The sequence below is a fragment of the Azospirillum sp. A1-3 genome, from assembly GCF_023806445.1.
GTDB lineage: Bacteria > Pseudomonadota > Alphaproteobacteria > Azospirillales > Azospirillaceae > Azospirillum.
The window spans coordinates 615,145-638,483 of record NZ_JAMSLU010000002.1 but is presented as its reverse complement, the minus strand read 5'-3'; the positions used below and the strand labels follow the sequence as shown (position 1 = coordinate 638,483).

The 23,339-nt window shown below is 67.1% G+C and carries 18 protein-coding genes and 1 pseudogene; 13 read left to right on the top strand and 6 right to left on the bottom strand.

Annotated features, from left to right (window positions below; genetic code table 11):
* Positions 1–30: 30 nt before the first annotated feature.
* A complete protein-coding gene (locus tag M5E06_RS16295; protein ID WP_252139057.1) occupies positions 31–870 on the bottom strand; it encodes an isocitrate lyase/PEP mutase family protein in 840 nt (279 codons plus the stop codon).
* A gap of 195 nt (positions 871–1,065) precedes the next feature.
* A pseudogene (tnpA, locus tag M5E06_RS16290) lies at positions 1,066–1,481 on the bottom strand (IS200/IS605 family transposase).
* A 23-nt stretch (positions 1,482–1,504) separates the two neighbouring features.
* Between tnpA and M5E06_RS16285 the strand changes: the two are divergent.
* The 11 genes from M5E06_RS16285 to M5E06_RS16235 all read left to right on the top strand — a co-directional run bounded on the left by M5E06_RS16285 (position 1,505) and on the right by M5E06_RS16235 (position 15,827).
* The gene (locus tag M5E06_RS16285) at positions 1,505–2,782 is read left to right on the top strand and encodes an RNA-guided endonuclease InsQ/TnpB family protein (RefSeq protein WP_252139056.1); all 1,278 of its coding nucleotides are present in this window, start codon (positions 1,505–1,507) and stop codon (positions 2,780–2,782) included.
* A 182-nt stretch (positions 2,783–2,964) separates the two neighbouring features.
* Complete coding sequence (locus M5E06_RS16280; RefSeq protein WP_252139055.1) at positions 2,965–3,489, top strand: RNA polymerase sigma factor; 525 nt, start codon at positions 2,965–2,967, stop codon at positions 3,487–3,489.
* A gap of 101 nt (positions 3,490–3,590) precedes the next feature.
* On the top strand, positions 3,591–4,616 hold the full coding sequence (locus M5E06_RS16275) for a FecR family protein (protein ID WP_252139054.1): 1,026 nt from the start codon (positions 3,591–3,593) through the stop codon (positions 4,614–4,616).
* Between the two features lie 161 nt (positions 4,617–4,777).
* On the top strand, positions 4,778–7,234 hold the full coding sequence (locus tag M5E06_RS16270; protein WP_252139053.1) for a TonB-dependent receptor: 2,457 nt from the start codon (positions 4,778–4,780) through the stop codon (positions 7,232–7,234).
* Between the two features lie 36 nt (positions 7,235–7,270).
* Entirely contained in the window at positions 7,271–8,419 is a 1,149-nt protein-coding gene (locus M5E06_RS16265) for a PepSY-associated TM helix domain-containing protein (RefSeq protein WP_252139052.1), read from the top strand.
* Positions 8,416–8,601, top strand: coding sequence for a hypothetical protein (locus M5E06_RS16260; RefSeq protein ID WP_252139051.1), 186 nt, complete (start codon positions 8,416–8,418; stop codon positions 8,599–8,601). Before M5E06_RS16265 ends, M5E06_RS16260 begins: the two co-directional genes overlap by 4 nt.
* 139 nt (positions 8,602–8,740) lie before the next feature.
* The gene (locus M5E06_RS16255; protein ID WP_252139050.1) at positions 8,741–10,606 is read left to right on the top strand and encodes an ABC transporter ATP-binding protein; all 1,866 of its coding nucleotides are present in this window, start codon (positions 8,741–8,743) and stop codon (positions 10,604–10,606) included.
* Between the two features lie 50 nt (positions 10,607–10,656).
* A complete protein-coding gene (locus M5E06_RS16250; protein ID WP_252139049.1) occupies positions 10,657–12,192 on the top strand; it encodes an ABC transporter substrate-binding protein in 1,536 nt (511 codons plus the stop codon).
* A gap of 100 nt (positions 12,193–12,292) precedes the next feature.
* Positions 12,293–13,216, top strand: coding sequence for an ABC transporter permease (locus tag M5E06_RS16245; protein WP_252139048.1), 924 nt, complete (start codon positions 12,293–12,295; stop codon positions 13,214–13,216).
* A 5-nt stretch (positions 13,217–13,221) separates the two neighbouring features.
* Positions 13,222–14,076, top strand: coding sequence for an ABC transporter permease (locus M5E06_RS16240; RefSeq protein WP_252139047.1), 855 nt, complete (start codon positions 13,222–13,224; stop codon positions 14,074–14,076).
* Positions 14,073–15,827 carry a M14 family metallopeptidase gene (locus tag M5E06_RS16235; protein ID WP_252139046.1) on the top strand — a complete coding sequence of 585 codons (1,755 nt, stop codon included), beginning with the start codon at positions 14,073–14,075 and terminating at the stop codon, positions 15,825–15,827. The genes M5E06_RS16240 and M5E06_RS16235 overlap by 4 nt, the downstream gene beginning before the upstream one ends.
* A 76-nt stretch (positions 15,828–15,903) precedes the next feature.
* Here the strand turns inward: M5E06_RS16235 and M5E06_RS16230 are convergent, their stop codons facing one another.
* Positions 15,904–17,130, bottom strand: coding sequence for an ABC transporter substrate-binding protein (locus M5E06_RS16230; RefSeq protein ID WP_252139045.1), 1,227 nt, complete (start codon positions 17,128–17,130; stop codon positions 15,904–15,906).
* Positions 17,131–17,181: 51 nt separating this feature from the next.
* Positions 17,182–18,471, bottom strand: a complete 1,290-nt coding sequence (locus tag M5E06_RS16225) for a hydroxymethylglutaryl-CoA reductase, degradative (RefSeq protein WP_109150810.1) — start codon at positions 18,469–18,471, stop codon at positions 17,182–17,184.
* A gap of 246 nt (positions 18,472–18,717) precedes the next feature.
* On the opposite strand from M5E06_RS16225, the gene M5E06_RS16220 reads away from it, so the two are divergent.
* On the top strand, positions 18,718–20,100 hold the full coding sequence (locus M5E06_RS16220) for an aminotransferase-like domain-containing protein (protein ID WP_252139044.1): 1,383 nt from the start codon (positions 18,718–18,720) through the stop codon (positions 20,098–20,100).
* 38 nt (positions 20,101–20,138) lie between these two features.
* Here the strand turns inward: M5E06_RS16220 and M5E06_RS16215 are convergent, their stop codons facing one another.
* Positions 20,139–21,071 carry a choline sulfate utilization transcriptional regulator gene (locus tag M5E06_RS16215; protein WP_252139043.1) on the bottom strand — a complete coding sequence of 311 codons (933 nt, stop codon included), beginning with the start codon at positions 21,069–21,071 and terminating at the stop codon, positions 20,139–20,141.
* A 110-nt stretch (positions 21,072–21,181) separates the two neighbouring features.
* Between M5E06_RS16215 and betC the strand changes: the two genes are divergently transcribed.
* On the top strand, positions 21,182–22,195 hold the full coding sequence (gene betC, locus M5E06_RS16210; RefSeq protein WP_252139042.1) for a choline-sulfatase: 1,014 nt from the start codon (positions 21,182–21,184) through the stop codon (positions 22,193–22,195).
* Here betC and M5E06_RS16205 read toward each other — a convergent pair.
* Positions 22,123–23,322 carry an IS256 family transposase gene (locus M5E06_RS16205; RefSeq protein ID WP_252138668.1) on the bottom strand — a complete coding sequence of 400 codons (1,200 nt, stop codon included), beginning with the start codon at positions 23,320–23,322 and terminating at the stop codon, positions 22,123–22,125. The genes betC and M5E06_RS16205 overlap by 73 nt on opposite strands.
* Between the last annotated feature and the right edge of the window lie 17 nt (positions 23,323–23,339).

The window sequence follows — 23,339 nt, the reverse complement described above, 5'->3', positions numbered from 1 at the left end:
ATTTGAATGGTGCCCCCTATTGCGACACACTCATTCGGTGCTACGGCCGTGTGTCCGGAAGAAATCGTTGAGTGTGTCGAACGGCTCGGCTTCGGAAAGAGCATCGAAACGGCCATGATCGGCCAACATCCGCGCCGCCCTGAGAAAGCCGCCCCACGCGGCGCGGCTGAGTGCGCTTCCAAGGCTGATCCGCCGCACGCCCAATTCGGCAATCTGCTGCACCGACAGACCGATCGGCGAGGAGACAAGCAGGTTGAGCGGCTTGGGTCCCACAGCATCGACCGCAGCCTTTATCACACTCGGATCCCGCAGGCCCGGCGCATATAGAACGTCAGCCCCCGCCGCCGCGTAGGCGGGCAGCCGGCGCAGCACCTCCTCGACAGCTGCCGGATGATCGACCAGTACGGCTTCGCAGCGGGCGGTCAGGAGAATGCCCGTTCCCCGCAGAGCCTCCGCCGCCGCCGCGATACGCTCGACGCCATGGGAAAAATCGTACAGCGGCTTCGATGGATCGCCGGTGGCGTCCTCTACGGACAGGCCGGCCACGCCGGTTTCGGCGCAGAGCCGCACATTGCGGGCCAGACCCTCGACATCATGGGCATAGCCGGATTCAAAATCGGCATTCACCGGCAGATCGGTCGCCTGGACGATGTCGGCGATGTGGGACAGCATGTCTGCGCAGGACACCGCCCAATCAGCATCTGGAAGCCCCCGCGAAAAGGCAAATCCCGCCGAGGTGGAGGCCAGTGCGCGGAACCCGAGGTGTTTCAGCATCATGGCGCTGCCGATATCCCAAGGGTTGGGAATGACGAAGCAGCCGTCCTTGTGCAGGTCGGAGAACGCGGTGCGAGTTTTGCTGTGGTCAGCCATCACGGACTCTTTCTGGAATGGCAGCACGGTCTCGGCTGAATGCCTCCCGCAAGGTACGGCAGCGGTCCGGCACAGTCCAATGGCAACGGCAGCTGCCCCGGCGGCGGCCTTGATTCTGACCCGGAGTTCACCGCCGCAAGCTCCGGCGTTCAGGCCGGAGATAGGCGCAGATGCGCGTCCGCGCCGACATCAGGTTCAGCCGGGGGTGCGCTGTTGCTCGATGTACTGGCGGATGATGCTGATCGGGGGCCCGCCGCAAGAGGAAGCGAAGTAGCTGGGCGACCACAGGACGCCCTTCCAGTAGCGGTGAACCAAGGCCGGATGGTTCTGGAGCAGGCGGCGGCTGGACACACCTTTGAGGCTGTTCACCAGCGTCGAGACCGCCACTTTTGGCGGGTGGTTCACGAGGAGGTGCACATGGTCGTCCTCACCATCCATCTCGATGAGTTCAGCACCGAAGTCGGCGCACACCGACGCGAAAATGGTGCGGGCATCGTCGAGCACGGCTTTGGTGAACACGCGGCGCCGGTACTTGGTTTAAGAAGACCAAGTGAACGTGCATGGCAAAAACACAGGTGGCGACCGCGCCTGACGTCACTTTCATCTGTCATAGGCCAATGTTATGCTGCCGCTCATGATCGACCGCAAGGCCGTCCTGTTCCGCCTCTACCCGACGCCTGAGCAAGCCGCTCAGATGGCACAGATCGCGGGGGCGTGCCGGTTCGTCTACAACCTCGCGCTGGAGCAGCGCCGGGATTGGTATCGCCCCGGCCGGAGATTTACTTTCGCCAGCCAATGCCGCGAGGTCACGCAGTTGCGGGCTGAGATGGCATGGTTGAAAGCCTGTCCGGTCCATACCTTGCAACAGGCGCTGCGCGACCTCGATCGGGCCTATCAAAACTGGTGGGCCGGCCGGGCCAAGGCACCGACCCCGCGCCGAAAGGGGCTGAACGACAGCTTCCGCTTTCCCGATCCCATCTCGCTGGTGGTCGAGCGCACCGGCGCCTCGTCGGGCCGCGTGGAGCTGCCCAAGCTGGGCTGGGTCCGCCTGCGTGGCTGGACGGCTCTGCCGGGTGCCATCCGCACCATCACCGTCTCGCACCGCGCCGGGCACTGGTTCGCCGCCGTTCAGTGCGAGCGCGAGGTGGCCGAACCCGTCCCATCCCCCCTGCCGCCGGTTGGTATCGACCTTGGCGTGGCGGTGTTCGCCGCGCTCAGTGACGGCACTGCCATCGCCCCGGTCAACCACGGCAAGACGGCACTGAAGGCCCTGCGCAAGGCGCAACGGGCCCTGGCCCGCAAGAGGCGGGGCTCGGCCAACCGGCGCAAAGCGGTGCAGCGGGTCGCGCGGCTCCAGAAGCGGGTGGCGAACGCCCGCAAGGACTTCCTCCACAAGCACAGCACGATCATCGCCAAGAACCACGGTGTGGTCGTTGTGGAGGCGTTGCCGGTGCGGAGCATGTCCGCGTCGGCGAAGGGCACGGTCGCGGAGCCGGGCCGCCGGGTCCGGCAGAAAGCCGGACTGAACCGGGCCATCCTCGATCAGGGATGGGGTCTGTTCCGTACCATGCTGGCCTACAAGTTGGCGGATCGTGGCGGAAAGCTGGTGGAGGTGCCCGCCGCCCACACCAGCCAGACCTGCGCCTGTTGCGGCCATGTCGATGCCGCCAACCGGCCGAGCCAAGCCGTCTTTGTGTGCGTGCGTTGTGGCCACAGCGCCAACGCCGATACCAACGCGGCGACCAATATTCTACGGCGCGCGGACGGCGCGTTGAAGCCTGTGGAGGGGTACCGCACCAAGCGGCCCGATGAAGCAGGAACCAGCCGGAGGGCCGCATGTTGTGGCTCACCGGAACCTCTGCCCTTCAGGGCAGAGAGGATGTCAGCGCATTTCACCGCGATCCGGGCGTGAAGGACATCCTGCGATAATAAGAATCGTTCGCATTTCAAATTCAGTGCGGCTATACCGGTGTGACCGGCATCAAAGGCGAAGGCCCCACGGATGCCAATCCCTTCGCATCCGCCACTCCGCGCATCCGTGACCGACATTTTCCGCCCTGCCCTGTCCGCTGACCTCCGTTCCTGGCCCGCCCGATGACCGGCCCTGTCGGCAATTGGGCGCGCAGGATCGCGGAGCTGTTCGATGAGCATCGGCTGCGGGTGGAGCGTGCCATCGCCCGGCGGACCGGCGATCCGCAGACGGCGGGCGATCTGGCGCAGGATGCCTTCGTGAGGCTGGCACGCCTGCCCGATGGCGAGGCGGTGCAGAACCCCGCCGGTCTGCTCTATGTAGTGGCCGACCGCATTGCGCTGGACCATTGCCGGGCAGCCCGGCGTCAGCGCATGCGCGAGGCGGGTCCGCCCGACGAGGGGTTGCCGGCCGCAGGCCCCGGCGCCGATGCGGTGGTGGAGCGGAACCAGACCATGGCCCGGCTACGCGGCGCTATCGATGCCCTGCCGCCCAAGACCCGCGAGGTCTTCCTGCTCTACCATGTCGAAGGCCTGCCCTACCGCGCCATCGGCGAACGGCTCGGCATCTCCCCGCGCACCGTGGAGTACCATCTGCGCACGGCGCTGGAACAGTGCCGCGCCCACATGAAGCGGCGCCCGCTGCGATGATCGGCAATTTCCTTTCCTCTGCAGGGAATTTTCTTTGAGGGATCGGCCTGTGCTGGTCGTCTTATCCAACATGAGGCAACGGGAGCTTGCGGCAAGACGCGATGGATCATCGGGATGAACGGCATCGGGACCCGGCAGACGGGGAGCCGGCGGACGGTGGACCGGATGAGGACCGACTGTTCTCGGAAGCCAATGCGTGGTTCTTTCGCCTGCAGTCCGACGACCTCACCCCGACGGAGCGTACCGCCTTCGCCGAGTGGCTGGCCCGCACCCCGGCTCATTCCCGCTCCTGGAGCGAACTGCAGACCCTCCTGCACGATCTGAAGGAACCTGCCCGTTCAGCCTATGCCGGGTCCCGCATTGCGCCTCCCCGCCGCCCGGCAGCGGCCGGTGTGCGACGCTTCGCTGCGGCGCTGGCGGTCCTGCTGGTGGCCGGCGGGTTTGGCGTCTGGTACGGACCGACGTTCTACCAGAATGCCGTCGCCGATCAGGTGACCTCGACCGGGCAGCGGCGGACATTGACCCTGCCGGACGGTTCCACCGCCGAGATGAACGGCGACACCGCACTGGCTCTCGATTTCCGGGATGGCGAGAGGCGCGTCCGGATCCTGCACGGAGAGGTGTGGTTCCACGTCACCCGCGATCCCGACCATCCCTTCGTCGTCGATGGCGGGGCGGGTGCCGCCCGCGTGCTGGGCACCCAATTCAGCGTTCGGCGCGAGGACGACCGCACGACGGTCACCGTCGGCGAAGGGCTGGTGGAAGTCGCCGCCCAACGAGACGCCGACAGCCACGCTCCCTGGCCCGACAGCATCCGCCTGCACCCCGGCGAAAGCGCGGAGGCCAGTCCGCTCGGCCTGACCGGGCCACGGGCAACGGATCCCGCCGTCGCCTTTGCATGGCGCCAGGGCCAGATTGTCTTCCGCCAGCAGTCGCTCGCCTCCGTCATCGCCGCGCTGAACCGGCAATGGCCGGGCCGCGTGGTCCTGCTGAACGACGAGGCGGCGGAGCGCGTGGTCTCCGGCGTCTTCGCGCTCGACCGGCCGGATGCCGTGTTCGATGCGCTGGAGCGCGGCCTCGGCGTGCGCGCCACCCGCGTCACCCCCTACCTGACCCTGCTCCGCTGAAAAAGTTCGGGAAGTCCGAAAAACTTCCCAGGGATCTCCGTCTACCCATCGTCATCACCGGAAAAGAAGAGAATGAGACGCAGTCGCAGAGCGCGACGCGGTCTCTCACCGGATGACAGAGGCGAGTGATGGCATCGGCAAAGTTTGGGCTTATGGATGTGATGATTGGACGCCGGGGCAGCGTCCATGGTGGTCGGTTCGGCCACGTGTTCCTGGGGCGGCTGCTGGCGACGACGGTGATGATCGCGCCCGGCCTGCTGCTGTCCAACGTCCCCGCGGCGATGGCGCAGACGAACCCGGCCGGGGCGGTGACCTTCGCCATTGCGCCGCAATCGGTGGACGGGGCGCTCGCCGCCTTCTCCACCGCCACCCGCATCCAGGTGCTGAGCCCCGGCGCGGTGACGCAGGGCGTCAACTCCCCCGGCGTCAGCGGTTCGATGTCCGCGCGCGAGGGGCTGAACCGCCTGCTGTCCGGCACCGGGCTGGCCGCCCGCTTCCTCAACACCGAAACCGTAACGGTCGAGCGCGTGGCCGCCGGTGGCGCCATCCAGCTCGACCCGGTGCAGATCGAAGGCAGCGGGGCCGCGACCGGTCCCGGCGCCCTGCCCCCGGCCTACGCCGGCGGTCAGGTGGCGCGCGGCGGGCGGATCGGCGCGCTGGGCAACCAGGACGCGATGGATGTTCCGTTCTCCGTCACCGGCTACACCGCCGAAACCATCCGCAACCAGCAGGCGGATACCGTCGCCGACGTGCTGGCCAACGATCCGGCGGTGCGCAGCGGCCTCGGCTACGGCAACTTCGCGGAAAGCTTCGTCATCCGCGGCTTCCAGCTGATGGGCGAGGATCTGTCGATCGACGGACTCTATGGAACCGCACCTCGTCAGATCGTCGCCACCAACATGTTCGAACGGGTGGAGGTGCTGAAGGGCGCCAACGCCTTTCTGAACGGTGCGGCCCCCAGCGGGTCCGGCATCGGCGGCGGCGTGAATCTCGTACCCAAGCGGGCGGAGGATGAACCTCTGACCCGCCTGACCGCCAGCTATGCGATGGACAGCCGGTTCGGCCTGTCCGCCGATGTCGGCCGCCGGTTCGGTGACACCAACCAGTTCGGCGTGCGCGTCAACGCCGCGATCCGCGGCGGCGAGACCGCCATCGACGACGAGGAGCGGACGCTAAAGCTCGGCTCCCTGGCGCTTGACTATCGCGGCGAGCGCGCCCGCGTGACGCTTGACGTCGGTACCCAGACCCAGCGGGTGGAGCAGGGCCGCCCCGTGGTCTATTTCGGCAGCTTCGTCCCAGCGGTGCCGTCGGCTTCCCAGAACTATGCGCAACCCTGGAGCTATTCGCAGATGCGCGACACCTTCGGCCAGATCCGTGCCGAATACGACATCCTGCCCAACCTGACCGCCTACGGCGCCTTTGGCCTGCGCAGCATGCGCGAGGACGGCGACTATGCCTCCCCCACCATCACGCGGCCCGACGGCACCGGCACCGTCAGGCGCCTGACCGTCCCGCGCGAGGATTTCACCAGCACCGGTCAGGCCGGCATCCGGGCCGACCTGCACACCGGTCCGGTCAGGCACCAGTTGAATGCCGGCGCCTCCGCGCTGCGGACGACCAACAACAACGGCTTCGAGTTCGGCACGACCACCGCCATCAACCTCTACAACATGGTCGGCTTCCCGCGACCGGCGACGACATCGGCCAGCGGCATGGTCGGCGATCCGCCAAAGGTCAGCGAGTCGGTGCTGCGCAGCGTCTATGCGTCGGACACGCTGTCGATCCTCGACGACCGGGTGATGGTCACCGCCGGCCTGCGCCAGCAGAACATCCAGGTCCGCGGCTTCAACCGTGCCAACGGCGCCCGCACCTCCGATTACGACCAGTCGGCGCTGACGCCGGTGGTCGGGCTGGTGGTGAAGCCGATCAAGGAACTGTCGCTCTACGCCAACCGCATCGAAGGGCTGGCGCAGGGACCGACCGCCCCGTCCACGGCGGCCAATTCCGGAGAGATCTTCGAGCCCTACCGCTCCGTCCAGTACGAGGTCGGCGGCAAGCTGGACTTCGGCAGTTTCGGCGGTTCTCTGTCGCTGTTCCAGACCACCCAGCCCAGCGGCGTCACCGACGCGTTCACCCGCATCTACAGCGTGTCCGGCGAACAGCGCAACCGCGGCATCGAGCTGATGCTGTACGGCGAGCCGGTGCAGGGCGTCCGGCTGCTGGGCGGCGCCACCGTCATCGATCCGGAGCTGACCGACACCGGCAGCGCCGCGACCGAGGGCAAGGACGCCGTCGGCGTTCCGCGCCACCAGTTCAATGCCAACGTCGAATGGGACCTGCCCTTCCTGCCGGCCTCCTTCCCCACCGTGACGCTGACTGGGCGCGTGATCCACACCGGATCGCAGTATCTCAACACCGCCAACACCCTGAAGATCCCCAGCTGGACCCGCTTCGACGTCGGCGCGCGGATGGTCACCGACATCCAGAACCGTCCGGTCACCGTCCGGGCGGCGGTGGAGAACGTCACCGACAAGGCCTATTGGGCATCGGCCTATGGCGGCTACCTGAGCCAGGGCGCGCCGCTGACCGCCAAGCTGTCGCTGTCGGTCGATTTCTGAACGCTGCAGTCCTGACGGCGGCATGAGGAGTGCCCGATGACCAACCAAACCATCCGGATTTGGACGCTGATCCACAAATGGACCAGCCTGATCTGCACGGTCTTCATGCTGCTGCTGTGCCTGACCGGCCTGCCGCTGATCTTCCATGACGAGATCGAGGCGCTGACGGCGGAGGACACCCTGCCGCCGATGCCGGCCGAAACACCCTTGAAGTCGTTGGACGACGCGGTTGCCTCGGCGCTGGCCACATATCCCGGCGAGCGTCCGCTGTTCCTCAGCTTCGACGAGGACCGGCCGGTGGTGAACGTCACGACCGGCCCGACCGCCCGCCCGCCGGTGTCGCAGATGCACATCTCCGCCATCGACCTGCGCACCACGCGGATTCTGGCCGACCTGAACGACGACCAGGGCTTCATGCATGTGATGCTGCGCCTGCATGTGGACATGTTCGCGGGGCTGCCCGGCGAGCTGTTCCTCGGCTTCATGGGATTTTTGCTGTTCCTCGCCACCCTGTCCGGCGTGGTGATCTACGCCCCCTTCATGCGCAAGCTGTCCTTCGGCACGGTGCGGGCCGGGCGCAGCAGGCGGCTGAAATGGCTCGACCTGCACAACATGCTGGGGATCGTCACGCTGATGTGGGTGGTGGTGGTCGGGCTGACCGGCGTCATCAACACCCTGTCGGTTCCGCTGGTCGCCTATTGGCGATCCAACGAGCTGGCGGCGATGATCGCCCCCTATGAGGGCAAGCCGGTGCCGGAACGATTCGCCTCCGTCGACGCTGCTGTCCGCAAGGCGATGGAGGCCGCCCCCGGCATGCGCCCGCAGTTCATCGCCTTCCCCGGCGTACGGTTCTCCAGCAATCATCATTACGCGGTGTGGCTGAAGGGAGCCACGCCGGCCACCAACCGGATCCTGACGCCCGCCCTGATCGACGCGGAAACCGGGGCCTTCACCGACATGCGGTCCATGCCCTGGTACATGCTGGCGTTGCGGCTGTCACAGCCGCTGCACTTTGGCGATTATGGCGGGCTGCCGATGAAGATCCTGTGGGCGGTGCTGGACGTGCTGACCATCCTCATCCTCGGCAGCGGCCTGTATCTGTGGATCGCCCGCCGCCGCAACGTCCAGGAACGGGCCGGCGCAAGCACCGGCCTGCGCGCCGCCGCCGGGGAGGCTGCGGAATGAAGCCGCGCGCCCCCCTCCCCCTGCTGGCGATCTTCGGCATCCCCGCCGCAATCGCGCTCGTCACCACCGCCGGGCTGGTCACCGCCCTGCTGGACGACGGGCTGGTGGACGCGCTGTCCTGGGCGGCATTGTCCGTCCCCATTCTGGCTGCGGCCTGGTCCTGGCGGAAACGCGAGCGCTGACGGCTCCTTCCGACACCACGGCGGGGAGCGGATGATAACATCGGGCACCGTTATCGATCCGAAATAATGCATTGACGGAACTGGTGGATCCGGGAAACCTCAGTCTCTTGACAATAGGGACACCAAGGTTCCGCGCCCGATGCAGTCGTCCACCCGGAACGCCTCTCCAGCTCCCGCACCGCAGGCCGCACCACCCTTGCTCAGTGTCGAGGACCTGTCCGTCGCGTTCGGCGGGCAACGCGTCATCGAGGATCTCAGCTTCCGTGTCCATCCGGGGCGGACGCTGGCGATCGTCGGCGAGTCGGGGTCGGGCAAGTCGGTGACGTCGCTGTCGGTGATGCGGCTCGCCGACATGGTGGGGGCGCACTATCCCACCGGCCGCATCCTGTTCGAGGGCAGTCGGGGGCCGCGCGACCTGCTGACGGCCACGCAGAAGGAGATGCGGGCGATCCGCGGCAAGGAGATCGCCATGATCTTCCAGGAGCCGATGACCTCGCTGAACCCGGTCTTCACCATCGGCGACCAGATCGGCGAAACGCTGATCCTGCACGAAGGCATGGGCAAGGCCGCGGCGGCGGAAGAGGCCCGGCGGCTGCTCGACATGGTCCGCCTGCCGGATGCCGCCCAGATCCTGAAGCGCTACCCGCACCAGCTCTCGGGCGGCATGCGCCAGCGGGTGATGATCGCCATGGCCCTGGCCTGCCGGCCCAGGCTGCTGATCGCGGACGAACCGACGACCGCGCTCGACGTGACGATCCAGGCGCAGATCCTGACCATCATGCGCGACCTGCAGGCCGAACTCGGCATGGCGATGATGTTCATCACCCACGATATGGGCGTGGTGGCCGAGATGGCGGACGACGTCGTCGTCATGTGGAAGGGCCGCAAGGTCGAGGAGGGCCGCGCCGCCGATCTCTTCGCCACCCCGTGCAAGCCCTACACCCGCGCCCTGCTGGCCGCCGTGCCGCGGCTGGGTAGCATGGCGGGAGAGGACCATCCCCGCCGCCTGCCCTTGACCGTCCTCGACGGCGACCACGTCACCACCGTGGGCGAGGCCCGGGTGCAGGACACGGCTGACTACGGCGCAGCACCCCTTCTGTCGGTTCGCGACCTGTCCGTCAGGTTCAAGTCCAGGACCAACTGGCTCGGCCGCGCGACGCATCAGGTCCATGCGGTGACGCAGGTCTCCTTCGACATCCATCCGGGCGAAACGCTGGCGCTGGTCGGCGAGTCGGGCTCCGGCAAATCGACGATCGGGCGCACCATCCAGCAGTTGCAGGACGCGACCTCGGGCCGCATCTCGTTCCGCGGCCGCCCCCTGTCGGAGATGAGGGCGGCGGACCGTAACCGGCTGCGACGCGACGTCCAGTACATCTTCCAGGATCCCTTCGCGTCGCTCGACCCGCGCAAGACGGTCGGCTTTTCGATCGCCGAGCCGATCCGCACCCATGGCCTGCTCGACGACGAGCGGGAGATCCGCAAACGGGTGGACGGCCTGCTGGAGCGGGTCGGGCTCGCCCCTGCCCACGCCGCCCGCTACCCGCACGAATTTTCCGGCGGCCAGCGCCAGCGCGTCTGCATCGCCCGCGCGCTCGCCTCCGACCCGAAACTGATCATTGCTGACGAGGCGCTGTCGGCGCTCGATGTGTCGATCCAGGCGCAGGTCATCAACCTGTTCATGGACCTTCAGGCCGAACGCGGCCTCGCCTATCTGTTCATCAGCCACGACATGGCGGTGGTGGAGAAGATGAGCCACCGGGTGGCCGTCCTCTTCCTCGGTCAGATCATGGAAATGGGAAGCCGGCGGCAGATCTTCGAAAGCCCGGCGCACGACTACACGCGCCGCCTGCTGTCCGCGGTCCCGGTCGCCGACCCGTCGCGGCGGAGCCGCAGGGCCCTGCTGGACGGGGAAATCCCAAGCCCGGTCCGTGCCGTCGGCGACGATCCCGCGGTCCTGCCGCTGGAAGAGGTGCAGCCGGGCCATTTCGTCCGCCGGAGCGCATGACCCGGCACCCGCGTCAACCAACAACAACCATCGATCAAGGAACAGGTGTCATGGCATTGGGAGTGAAGGGATTCAGGGCCGCGTTCATGGCGGCGCTGCTGGCGGGGACGGCCTTCATGGCGACGCCCGCGGATGCCGCCGGGAAGCTGACGATCTCATCGCCGCAGGATCCCGGAAGTTGGGACCCGATCGACACCTTTCTGGTCAACTGGGCCTCGGTCGGCACCAACATCTTCGACGGGCTGACCTACCGCGGCCCGGACCGCAAGCTGATGCCTGGGCTGGCCGAATCCTGGACTGAGATGGACGGCGGCAAGCGCATCCGCTTCAAGCTGCGCAGCGGCGTGACCTTCCACAACGGCGAGCCGTTCAACGCCGCCGCCGTGAAGTTCACCTTCGACCGGCTGCTTGGCGAGGAAGGGGCGAAGGGGCCGCAGCGCTCCAACTACATCGCCATCGACAGCGTCGAGGTCATCGACGACACCACCGTCGATCTCAAGCTGAAGGCGCCCGACCCGGTCCTGCTGACCAAGCTGGCCGGCTATGGCGCGATGATCGTCCCGCCGAAATACATCCAGGAGAAGGGCGACGCCTTCTTCAACGTCAACCCGGTCGGCACCGGGCCTTTCAAGTTCGTCTCCTATGCCCCCAAGACCAGCATCAAACTGGAAGCCAATCCCAACTACTGGGGCGGCGCGCCGAAGCTGTCGGAGGTCGAATACCGCTTCATCACCGAACCGGCCACCGCGGTCGCCGAGCTTCAGGCCGGCCGCGTCGACGTCGTGCTGCCGCCGACCATTCCCATCGGCATGGTGCCGGTGATCCAGGCCGACCCGAAGCTGACGCTGCTCAGCGTTCCGGGGCCGACGGTGGACGCGCTGCGTTTCAACACCAAAAGCGGTATCACCGCCGATCCGCGGGTGCGCAAGGCACTGATCATGGCGGTGGACCGCGCTGCCATCGTCAAGTCAATCCTGGCCGGCCAGGCGTCGGAAATCGCCAGCTTCCAGGGCGAGTTGTCCTTCGGCTACGACCCGACGCTGAAGCCGCTGCCCTTCGATCCGAAGGGAGCGCAGGCCCTGCTGGCCCAGGCCGGCGTGAAGCCGGGCGCCACGGTGCAGATCGACATCCGCGGCAACGACGCCACGATGAACGAGGTGGCCCAGGCCGTCGCCGCCTATCTGGGCGCGGTCGGCGTCATCGCGACGATCAAGCCCTATGAGACCAACGTGCTGCTGAACGACATCATCCCGCAGGGCAAGACCGGCGCGATGTTCCAGCAGAAATGGGGCGGCTGGACCTTCGACTACGACAACACCGCCTACGCCATGTACCATTCCGGCGAGAAGTGGAACCCGTACGAGCAGGACGCCGATCTGGACAAGCTGCTGGAATCGCAACGCGCCATCACCGACGTGGCGGAGCGCGAGCGCATCCTGAAGCAGATCGCGCGCACCGTCGCCGACAAGGCGCTGGAGATGCCGCTCTACAACTCCAACGCCATCTACGGCGTCGCCAAGCGTGTCAAGAACTTCCCGCCGGCCTCGGACAACCGTCCGAAGCTGACCGAAGTGACGGTGGACTGACCGCGCATCCGGCACCGCCTTTCCCCCGAGGGAGCATGGCGGTGCCGGATGTGGTTTTGCTCTATTTTATCAGGCCCGTTTTTCCCAAGGGTGGCATGTCTTGGCCGGTTTCCTTCTCAAGCGCCTGATCCAGGCGGTCTTCGTCATGGTGGTGGTGACGCTGGTCGTCTCGTTTGCGATCCGCCTGACGGGCGACCCGGCCCTGATGCTCACGCAAGGGGCGGGCAGCATCACCGAACAGGATCTGGAGCGCATCCGCGAGGCGCTGGGGGTCAACCGGCCCTTCCTCGTCCAATATGGCGGCTTCCTGACCGGACTGCTGCGGTTCGACTTCGGCAACAGCTTTCTCGGCGGCACCCCGGTGTCGCGGCTGATCGCCGACGCGCTGCCGGCCACGCTGCTGCTGGCGCTGATATCGATGGCCGTTTCCATCGCCCTGTCCATCCCGCTCGGCATCCGGGCGGCGACGGCGCGGGGCGGGGTCGCCGATCAGGCGATCCGCATCCTGTCGCTGGTCGGCCTGTCGGTGCCCAACTTCTGGCTGGCGACGATGCTGGTGCTGCTGTTCGCCATCACCTTGGGCTGGCTGCCGCCGAGCGGTATGGAAAGCCCCTCCAACTTCATTCTGCCGGCGGTCACCATGGGCGTTATCCTGACCGCGACCAATGTGCGGCTGGTGCGCAGCGCCATGCTGGAAACCCTGCAGTCGCAATATGTCATGGTGGCGCGCGCCAAGGGGCTGAGCGAGGGCAAGGTCCTCTACAAGCATGCGCTGCGCAACTGCGCCATCCCGCTGATCACCTATTTCGGCCTGCAGTTCGGGGGCCTGCTGGGCGGCATCGTCGTTGTGGAGCGCGTCTTCAACTGGCCGGGACTCGGCACGCTGGCCTTCGACGCGGTGGCCGCGCGCGACTACCCGGTGCTGCAGGGCGTCATCACCGTCCTGTCGCTGCTGATCGTCGGCGTCAACCTGCTGGTCGACATCGCCTATGGGCTGGTCGATCCGCGCATCCGGACCTCGTGACCGCCATGGCCGCTGCGCTCTCCTTCCTGCGCTCCCCGCGCTTCCGCAACCTCGAATTCCTGCTCGGCGCGTCGCTGACCCTGGTCATCTGCGTGGCCGTGCTCTTTTCCGACCAGCTGTTCCCCGGCGGGGCGGACAAGATGGACCTGCTGGCTCGTCTGTCGCCGCCCTTCCGGAATGCGGCGCACCCGCTGGGCACCGACCCGCTCGGGCGCGACGTGCTGGCCCGTGTGGTTGCGGGCGGCAAGATCTCGCTGCTGGTTGGTTTCGTCTCGGTCGCCGGGGCGGCGGTGATCGGCGTGCTGATGGGCCTGATTTCCGGCTACTACCGCGGCATCTGCGACATCGTGGTGATGCGCTTCGCCGACGTGCAACTGGCGCTGCCCTTCATCCTGCTGGCGATCACCTTCATCGCCATCGTCGGCGGCAGCCTGACCAACACCATCATCCTGCTGATCGTGTCGCAGTGGGTGCAATACGCACGCCTCGTCCGCGGCTCCGTCCTGGCATTGCGCGAGCGGGAGTTCATCCAGTCCGCCCGCGCCATCGGGGTGAAGGATTGGCGGATCATCGTCCAGCACCTGCTGCCGAACCTGATCGGCCCGGTGATCGTGCTGCTGACGCTGAACGTCGCCAACAACATCCTGCTGGAAAGCAGCCTGACCTTCCTCGGGCTCGGCATCGATCCGACCATCCCCAGCTGGGGCGGCATGCTGGCCTCCGGGCGCACCTATCTCCAGGTCGCCTGGTGGGTCAGCGTCTTCCCCGGCCTTGCCATTCTTCTGACCGTGCTGGGCCTGAACCTGCTCGGCGACTGGCTGCGCGACAGCCTCGACCCCACCGGGAGAACGTTACGATGACCGTCCTGTTCGAAGCCTCGTTCGAGCGGACGCTCGATCAACTGTGCGCCCAGCTGAACGGCGGCGCCCAGAGCGGCAATTCGGTGGAGGCCTGGACCTTCGACGATGCGCGGAGCCGCCGCGCCGCCGAGCGGCGCCTCGCGGAGCGCGGCGTGTCCGCCCGAATCCGCAGCGCCTACAAGCCCCTGCTGCACTTCTTCCTGGAGGAGGTGGAGCGGGGCGATCTGGCGGCCGTGACCGTCGCCTATCCGGTCCACCCACAGGCTCCGGCGAACCGCTTCCTGCTGGAGGCCTATCCGCTGGCCGCCCTGCTGGACGGGTTGAAGGTGGCGTTCCACCCGCGGGCGGACGGCGCGTTCCATTACGACGTGACGCTGACCTTCAAGGATGGCCGGCGGGAGGAACAGCGGGTGGCCGCGCCCAACCGCGTCCACACCGACATGGCGGGGGAGACCAGCGTTTCGCCGACCGGCTGGCTGCGCCTGGGCGACAATGAGGACGGGGAACGGCTGGAAACCGATTACGAGCGGCTGTTCGAAGCCGCCATGACGGCCATCATTGCCCACCCCTGGACCTGCGGCGAGCCCTATTTCGAGGAACTGAGCATCCGCGCCGACTATCCGGCGGCGGACGAACCGCTGGGCTTCGCCGACGAGGTTGTGTGCCTGCGCGAGGCCTTGCACGAGGACTTCTATTTCTCCCTGCTGGAGGTGTTCCAGCGCAAATCCGGCCGGCCGCTCGGCGACCGCGGGCTGAAGCCGGGCCAGATCGCACCGGATATCGGGCTGAGCGACGGCGCGGTGCGGGTGCGGGTGGAACTGCGCCCGCTGTCGCGCGGTGCCATCATGTCCTCCGACGAGCCATTGGACGTCCCTTCGCTGGACCGCGCCGCCGCTCCGCTCGGCGACGCGGCGATCCGTGCCGGATTGGAGCGGATCGGCGGCGAGCCGTTCGAGGCGGGAACGCGCAGCGGACGCCCGGTGCTCGCCCGCTATGTGCGGGGCAGCGACGTACCGGTGATGATCAGCGGCGGCCAACACGCGAACGAGACGACCGGCGTGGTGGGCGCCCTGCGGGCGGCAAGCCGGCTGGCGCAGCGTCCGGGCGCGCATTTCACCGTTTCGCCCCTGGAGAATCCGGACGGCTACGCCCTGCATCAGCGGCTGCGGGCCGCCAACCCGCGCCACATGCACCACGCGGCGCGCTACACCGCGCTCGGCGACGACCTGGAATACCGCGATCCGGCGACGGCCGGTCCCCATCTCAATGAAAAGGCCATCCGGCTGGAGGCGGAACGGTTGAGCGGCGCCCGTCTCCACCTGAACCTGCACGGCTATCCCTCGCATGAATGGACCCGGCCGCTGTCGGGCTATGTCCCCCGCAACTTCGCCATGTGGACCCTGCCCAAGGGCTTCTTCCTGGTGATGCGCCACCACGCGGGTTGGGAGACGGTGGCGGAGCGCCTGCTCGACCGGGTGACGGCGCATCTTGCCACGATTCCTGAACTGGCGGCCCGCAACGCCGAACAGATCGCACTCTACGAAATCCATGCGGGCGAGACTGGATTCCGCATCATCAACGGCTTCCCCTGCCTGTCGTCACTGGATGAACGCAGCACGGTGCCGGTGACGTTGATTACCGAATATCCGGACGAGACCATCTACGGCGATGCCTTCATCCAGGGCCACACCGCGCAGATGGCGACGGTGCTTGCCGCCTACGAGGCCTGGCAGGAGCTTGTCGTGAGCTGACCGGCGCCATCATGGCATGCCCAGGCCCACGAGAGCGGGCCTGGGGCTGTCGGTTAAGCCGGGCCGGTGACCCGCCTTACTTCTCCACCAGCGGGCAGCCACCTTCAGACAGCGGGCGGAACGCTTCGGGGCCAGGGATGGTCTTGACCAGCTTGTAGAAGTCCCAAGGTCCCTTCGATTCTTCGGGTTTCTTGACCTCGAAGAACAGCATGTCGTGGACCGCCCGGCCGTCAACGCGAACGCTGCCCTTGCCGAACAGGGGATCATCGGTCGGCAGGTCCCGCATCTTGGCGGCGACGACGGCGCCATCGGTGCTGTCGGCGGCCTTGACCGCCTTCAGATAGTGAAGGGCGCCGGCATAGACGCCGGCCTGGTTGCCGGTGGGACGGCGCCCGTCCATCCGAGCAGCGAAGCGGTCGGCAAAGGCCCGGGTGCCGGGATTCAGATCCCAATAGAAGGCCTCAGTCAGATACAGTCCCTGCGCATCCTTCAATCCGACGGCGGCGACGTCGCTCAGCTGCATCAGCAAGGCGGCCAGCCGCTGGCCGCCGGCGGTGATGCCGAACTCGGTCGCCTGCTTGACCGACCCGATGGTGTCGCCCACCGCGTTGGCCAGCCCGATGACCTGTGCGCCGCTGCCCTGCGCCTGTAGCAGGTAGGAGGAGAAATCGGACGCGTTGGGCGGATGGCGGACGCTGCCGACGATGGTGCCGCCCATGCTCTTGACCACCGCCGAGGCGTCGCGCTCCAGCGCATGACCGAAGGCGTAGTCGGCGGTCATGAAGAACCAGCGCTTGCCCCCGCTCTCCGTCACCGCCCGCGCCGTGCCGTTGGCCAGCGCCCAGGTATCATAGGTCCATTGGATGGTATTGGGGGAGCATTTCGGGCCGGTCAGCTCCGTCGTACCGGGACCGGATGCGATGAAGACAGCCTTGGACTTGCGCGTCACCTCGTTCACCGCCAGCGCCACCGACGAGAAGGGCACGTCCAGAATCGCGTCGACATGTTCCTGGTCCAGCCAGCGGCGCGCGGTGGCGGCGCCGATGTCGGGCTTGTTCTGGTGGTCTGCGTGGATGACCTCAATGGTGACGCCGGGCAGCTCCTTGGCGAAATCCTCCGCAGCCAGTTCCGCAGCCACCACCGAGCCCCGGCCGGTGCTGTCGGACGCGAAGCCGCTCATGTCGGTCAGCACCCCCAGCTTCACCCGGTGATTCGCGATCTCGGCCGATGCCGGGACGGTGCCGATCGACAATGCGACGAGGCTGGCGGCGGCCATGCCGGCCAGCGTGTATCCGGTCTTCATCAAGGTCCTCCCCTTATTCATTTTGATGCTCTACGGTTTTGCCCGCTGCCGTCAGGCGCCGGTGGCCCCGCCACGCAGATCCCGCAGGACCTCCTGGGCGATGTCCTGGCGCACGCTGCCGCGCTCCACCAACGCGGCGGCGACGCGGTCGATCTCGTCGCCGACCGCGCCGGCCATCATCGCGATGTTCTGGGCGTGCAGAGCCATGTGGCCTTTCTGGATGCCGGTGGTCGCCAGCGCCTTCAGCGCCGAGAAGTTCTGTGCCAGCCCAACCGCGGCGATGATGCGGGCGAGACGTTCGGCGCTGGTTACGCCGAGGATCGCCAGACAGGCCTGCGCCGTCGGATGCGCCTTGGTGGCGCCACCGATCAGCCCGACCGCCATCGGCAGTTCGATGGAGCCGCTGAGCTGTCCGTCGGCGGTTACCTCGAAGCGGGTCAGGCTGCCATACTGGCCGCTACGGGCAGCAAAGGCATGGGCGCCGGCCTCCACCGCACGGGTGTCGTTGCCGGTCGCCAGCACGACGGCGCTGACGCCGTTCATGATCCCCTTGTTGTGGGTGGCGGCGCGATACGGGTCGGCGGCTGCGAAGTGATAGGCACTGATGATGCCGTCGCGCACCGACTCGCCGCCAATCTGGTCGAGTGGCCACACCGCATGCGCCCGCGCCAGCCGGCGGTCGGCCAGATTGGACAGGATGCGCAGATACACCCGGCCGCCGCTCCAGGCGGCGATGTGGGGAGCCAGCTTCTCCGCCATGCTGTTGACGGCGTTGGCGCCCATCGCGTCGCGGGTATCGACGATCAGATGGGTCACCAGCATCGGGCCGCCCTGGCTGTCGAGCACACGCACCTCGACATCGCGGAAGCCGCCGCCGAAGGACAGCAGTACCGGATCGCAGCCGTCGCAGATCGCCTTGATCTCCTCGCGTCGCCCGAGGATGCGCAGGCGGGCCGCATGGGGATCGGCCACGTCGACCGCCTGGATCTGCGCGATCATCAGCGTGCCGGACATCGAGGTGGTGAAGCCGCCGGCGTCATAGCATTGCCGGGCCGCGTTGCAGACCGCGGCGACGACCGACGACTCCTCCGTCGCCATCGGGATCAGCACATCCTCGCCGTCGACCCTCATATTGGTCGCGATCCCCAGCGGGATATTCATCGACCCGATTACGTTCTCGACCAGACGGTCGGCAAGGCCCAGATCCAGGTTCCCGGTGTCCGACAGCCGCGCGGCGGCGGCGGCATCGAGGCCGGCGAAGTCCGAGACGATGCCCAAGCGCTCCGCCGGCGATTTCTTATGGAATCCGGAGATGCGGGAACTGCGGGTGGTGTCGTTCATTCCTGAACCCTGTCGTGCGCTTTGTGGATGCATTCCCTTCCGGCGCCGCGCGGCGGAGCACACCGGATGGGATAATGAGGGCGGGACAATGCTGGTGCTGGTCGAACGGGCGCCGCGGGCTGCCCCGCCATCACCATTCGTTTCGTTGATGATCAGTGATACAAAGGGACAGCACAAGGGACAGTTTCCCGAAATCTCCGGGACACTGTACCAGCGCATTTGTTGGGACACTGAAACGGTGACGCGATGACACGGGTGGGTAGCATCGTCGACAGGATCGCCGGCCTGATCGGCGAGGGCCTGTTGAAGCCGGGAGAGCGTCTCCTATCGGTGCGGGCCGGCGCCGTCGAGCACGGCGTCTCGAAGAACACTATGGCGGAGGCCTACGACCGTCTGGTCGCGCTGGGCCATGTCGAGGCGAAGCAGGGGGCCGGCTATTACGTCGCCCGCGTCCGCCATGCCGTGGTCGGGCAGCAGTCCGCCCATGTCGCCGAAGCGGTGGACTTCGTGTCTCTGCTTCGCGAACAGCTGGTGCAGAGCTATGCCGTGCGGATCGGCGATGGCCGGCCGCCGCCGTCCTGGATGGAGCGGTTCGAGGTCGGTGGCAGCCCGCGTTTCCTGGCCGCAACCCGCAGCCTGACGCCGGAACACGGCTACGGCTCCCCCTGGGGCTTCCTGCCGTTGCGAGAGCGGCTGGCGCTGACGCTCGGCGAACGGTCGATCACGGCGTCGCCGGACCAGATCCTGCTGACCCAGGGCGCGAACCACGCACTCGACCTCGTGGCCCGCCAGATGCTGGAACCGGGGGACACGGTGCTGGTCGACAGCCCCGGCTATTATCCACTGTTCGGCAAGCTCCGGCTGTCGCGGATCAGCATCGTCGGCGTCCAGCGGCGCCACGACGGCCCCGACCTCGACGATCTCGCCGCCAAGGCCGCCGCCCACAAGCCGAAGCTGTTCTTCACCCAGTCGCTGGCGCACAACCCGACCGGCGGCTCGATCACGCCCGCCGTCGCGCACCGCCTGCTGCGGATTGCCGAACAGCACGGCCTGTACGTCGTCGAGGACGACCCCTTCGCTGATGTCCTGCCCGCCGCCAGCCCGCGGCTCGCCGCGCTCGACCAGCTGGAGCGGGTCGTCTATGTCGGTACCTTCTCGAAAACCCTGTCGGCCAGCCTGCGTGTCGGCTATGTCGCAGCGAAACGCCCTCTGATCGACCGGCTGTGCGACGTCAAGATGCTGACCGTCGTCAGCACCTCCGACTATGTCGAGCGGATCGTCTACGCCTTCATCGCCTCCGGCCAGTATCTTCGACATCTGCGCCGGCTGAAGACGCTGATAGCGGAGCATACGGAAAAGGCGACGCTTGCATTGACCCGCATCGGTGTCCGACTGCCACCGGCCGCTCCCGGGGGATATTATCTGTGGGGTGAGCTTCCCGACCGCATCGACGAGGCGGAGTTGGTGCGCCAGGCTGCCGAACAGGAGATTTTCCTGGCGCCCGGCACGCTGTTCCTGCCGACGCGGACGGCCACTGCGCCGGCGATGCGGATCAACATCGCCTATGCCGACGACCCCCGCTTCATCGCATTTCTCGGCGACCGTCTGCACGCCCACGGCCCGCGGTAAGCGGGGCCGCACTGACCCGCGGCTTCGCAACAATGGGCCTATTTGCCGTCGCCCTCCCGGCGGCTTTCCTCGACGACCCAACGGCGGAAGCGGTCGCGACGCTCATCCGGCTTGCGCCGGCTGGACACGACGAGGAAATAGCCCCGTTCCGTCTGAACCGGCCGGTCGAGCAGGGCAACCAGATGCCCGTCCCGCATCAGATCGGCGATCAGCGGGCTCCATCCCAGCGCCACCCCCTGGCCCATCAAGGCAGCCTGCAGGACCAGCGGGTAATTGTTGAAGGTCAGATCATGGCCACCCGCCGGCACAGGCAGCCCGTGCAGGGTGAACCAGTCACCCCAGGACAGCCAGGCGGCCGGCCCGACGCTTTCCAGATGCAGGAGCGGCAGGGACGACAGATCGGCCGGGGAAGCGGCGACCCCGGCGGCGAACGGGGCGCGGCTTGCCCGGAAAGCAGGGCTGCAGACCGGCAGGACCCGCTCGGGAAACAGGAGTTCCGCCTCGCAGCCGGGCCAATGGCCGTGACCGAAGGTGATGGCGATGTCCGCCGCCTCGCGACGCAGGTCGATCGCGTTCTGCGTCGTCACGATCCGCACATCCAGTTCGGGCAAAAGCTGGCGCAGGGCGCCGAGACGCGGCAGCAGCCAGCCGGAGGCGAAACCGAAATCGGTGGCGACGTTCAGAACGCCCGGCCGTTGCCGATCGCGGATGCGGGTCACCGCATCGCCGATGCCGTCCAGCGCCTCGCGCGTCGCCTCGTAGAGCCGCACGCCGTCCGGCGTCAGCGCGACTCCGCGGTGAAGGCGACGGAACAGCGCCGTCCCCAGATCGGCCTCCAGCCAGCCGATCTGGTGGCTGACGGCCGATTGGGTGCAGGCAAGCTCGCGGGCGGCAGCGCTGAAGCTCAGCAGTCGGCCGGCCGCCTCGAAGAAAAGCAGGGTGCGCAGCGGCGGCAGGCGGTCCTTTCCCATGAGCGCCCCTCATACCGGCATGATGAGACAGGGGCTTCACGCCCCTGTTGGGTGCGTCAATTCTATCGTTCCCGAACGTTCTGTCCATAAACGGTATGAAGCAGGCGGATATGGCACGGCGCCCCAACATCCTTATCCTCATGGCCGACCAGATGATCCCGCAGGCGCTCGGCGCCTACGGCAACCCGACGGTGCGGACGCCCCACATCGATAGCCTGGCAGAGGGCGGCGTGGTGTTCGACAGCGCCTACTGCAACAGCCCGCTCTGCGCCCCCTCGCGCTATGTCTTCCTGTCGGGGCGGTTGCCCTCGGCGATCGGCGGCTACGACAACGCCGCCGAATTTCCCTCCGCGGTTCCCACTTTTGCCCATTACCTGCGGCTGGCCGGCTACCAGACCATTCTGTCCGGCAAGATGCACTTCTGCGGGGCCGACCAGCTTCACGGCTTCGAGGAACGGCTGACCACCGACATCTATCCGGCTGATTTCGGCTGGACGCCGGACTGGACGCGGCCCGAGGAGCGGCCGAGCTGGTATCACAACATGAGTTCGGTGCGTGACGCCGGTCCCTGCCTGCGCACCAACCAGCTCGACTTCGACGAGGAGGTGGTGTTCACCGCCGAGCGCAAGCTGTACGACATCGCCCGTGGCCGGCGGGACCGGCCCTTCTGCTTCGTGGTGTCGCTGACCCATCCGCACGACCCCTATGCCATCACCGAGCGCTACTGGAACCGCCACATCGATGCGGAGGTCCCGCTGCCGCGCGTCACTTTGGCGCCGGACACGATGGACCCGCATTCGCGGCGTTTGCGTCACGTCTGCGCGATGGATGAGATGCCGCTCAGCGAACGGCAGATCCGCAACGCCCGCCGCGCCTACTATGGTGCCGTTGCCTATGTGGACGACCAGATCGGCCGGCTCACTGGCGTGCTGGAGGAAACCAGACTGGCCGAGGACACCGTCATCGTCCTGCTGTCCGACGATCGTGCCCCTGAGCGTGGTGTAGGAGTTGGGTCGCTCACCGGGTTCTCCGGCTGGTCTGGCCGGAATTGTCAGGCGGCCACGGCGGGCAGGCTGACGAGGGGATCATCGCCGAGCGGGGCGATTGTTTCCAGCGTCATGTAGCGTGCCCGCTGAACGGCCCATTCATCGTTTTGCTCCAAGAGGATGGCGCCGATGAGCCTCGTAATCGCTTCCTCGTTGGGAAATATGCCGACAACCTCGGTGCGCCGCTTGATCTCACCGTTGAGACGTTCAATCGGGTTTGTCGAGTGGAGCTTGGCCCGATGCTCCCTGGGAAAGGTCATGTAGGCCAGGACGTCTTCTTCCGCCTCGTCCATCAGGGTGGCCAGTTTCGGCAGCTTGGCCCGGACCTGATCGGCCACTTGCCGCCACTGCGTGCGAGCAGATGCCGCATCGTCCTGGGCGAAGGCCGTGGCGATGAAGGCCGCCACGACACGGCGCCCGCTCTTGCCGGCGTGGGCAAGCGCTGTCCTGGAGAAATGGACCCGGCACCTTTGCCACGTCGCCTGGAAGACCCGGGTGACGGCGGCCTTGATGCCGCCATGGGCGTCGGAGATCACCAGCTTGACGCCGCTCAGACCACGGCGCTTGAGCTTGCGCAGGAACTCGATCCAGAAGGTTTCCGCCTCGGACGGGCCGATGTCCATGCCCAGCACCTCGCGCCGGCCGTCGGTGTTGACCGCCACCGCGATGGTCACGGCGACCGAAACGATGCGTCCGTTCTGGCGCACCTTCACGTAGGTGGCATCCAGCCACAGGTAGGGCCAGTCGCCCTCGATGGGACGGCCGAGAAAGGTCTTCACCCGCTCGTCGATCTCGGCGCACAACCGACTGACCTGGCTCTTGGAGATGCCAGACATTCCCATCGCCTGGACCAGATCGTCCACTGAGCGCGTCGAGATGCCCTGGATGTAGGCCTCCTGGATCACTGCCGTCAGTGCCTTCTCGGCCATCCGCCGCGGCTCCAGAAAGCCGGGGAAGTAGGAGCCCTTGCGCAGTTTGGGAATGCGCAGCTCGACGGTGCCGGCGCGGGTCTCCCAGTCGCGATCCCGGTAGCCATTGCGCTGGACGAGCCGCTCGGCAGACCGCTCGCCATGACCGGCCCCGGTCAGGCCCTGCACCTCCAACTCCATCAGCCGTTCAGCGGCAAAGCCGATCATCTCACGCAGAACATCGGCATCCGCGCCCTTCTCAAGCATCGCGCGAAGCGCCATCATCTCGTCGGTCATCGTGGTCACCCTTCGGT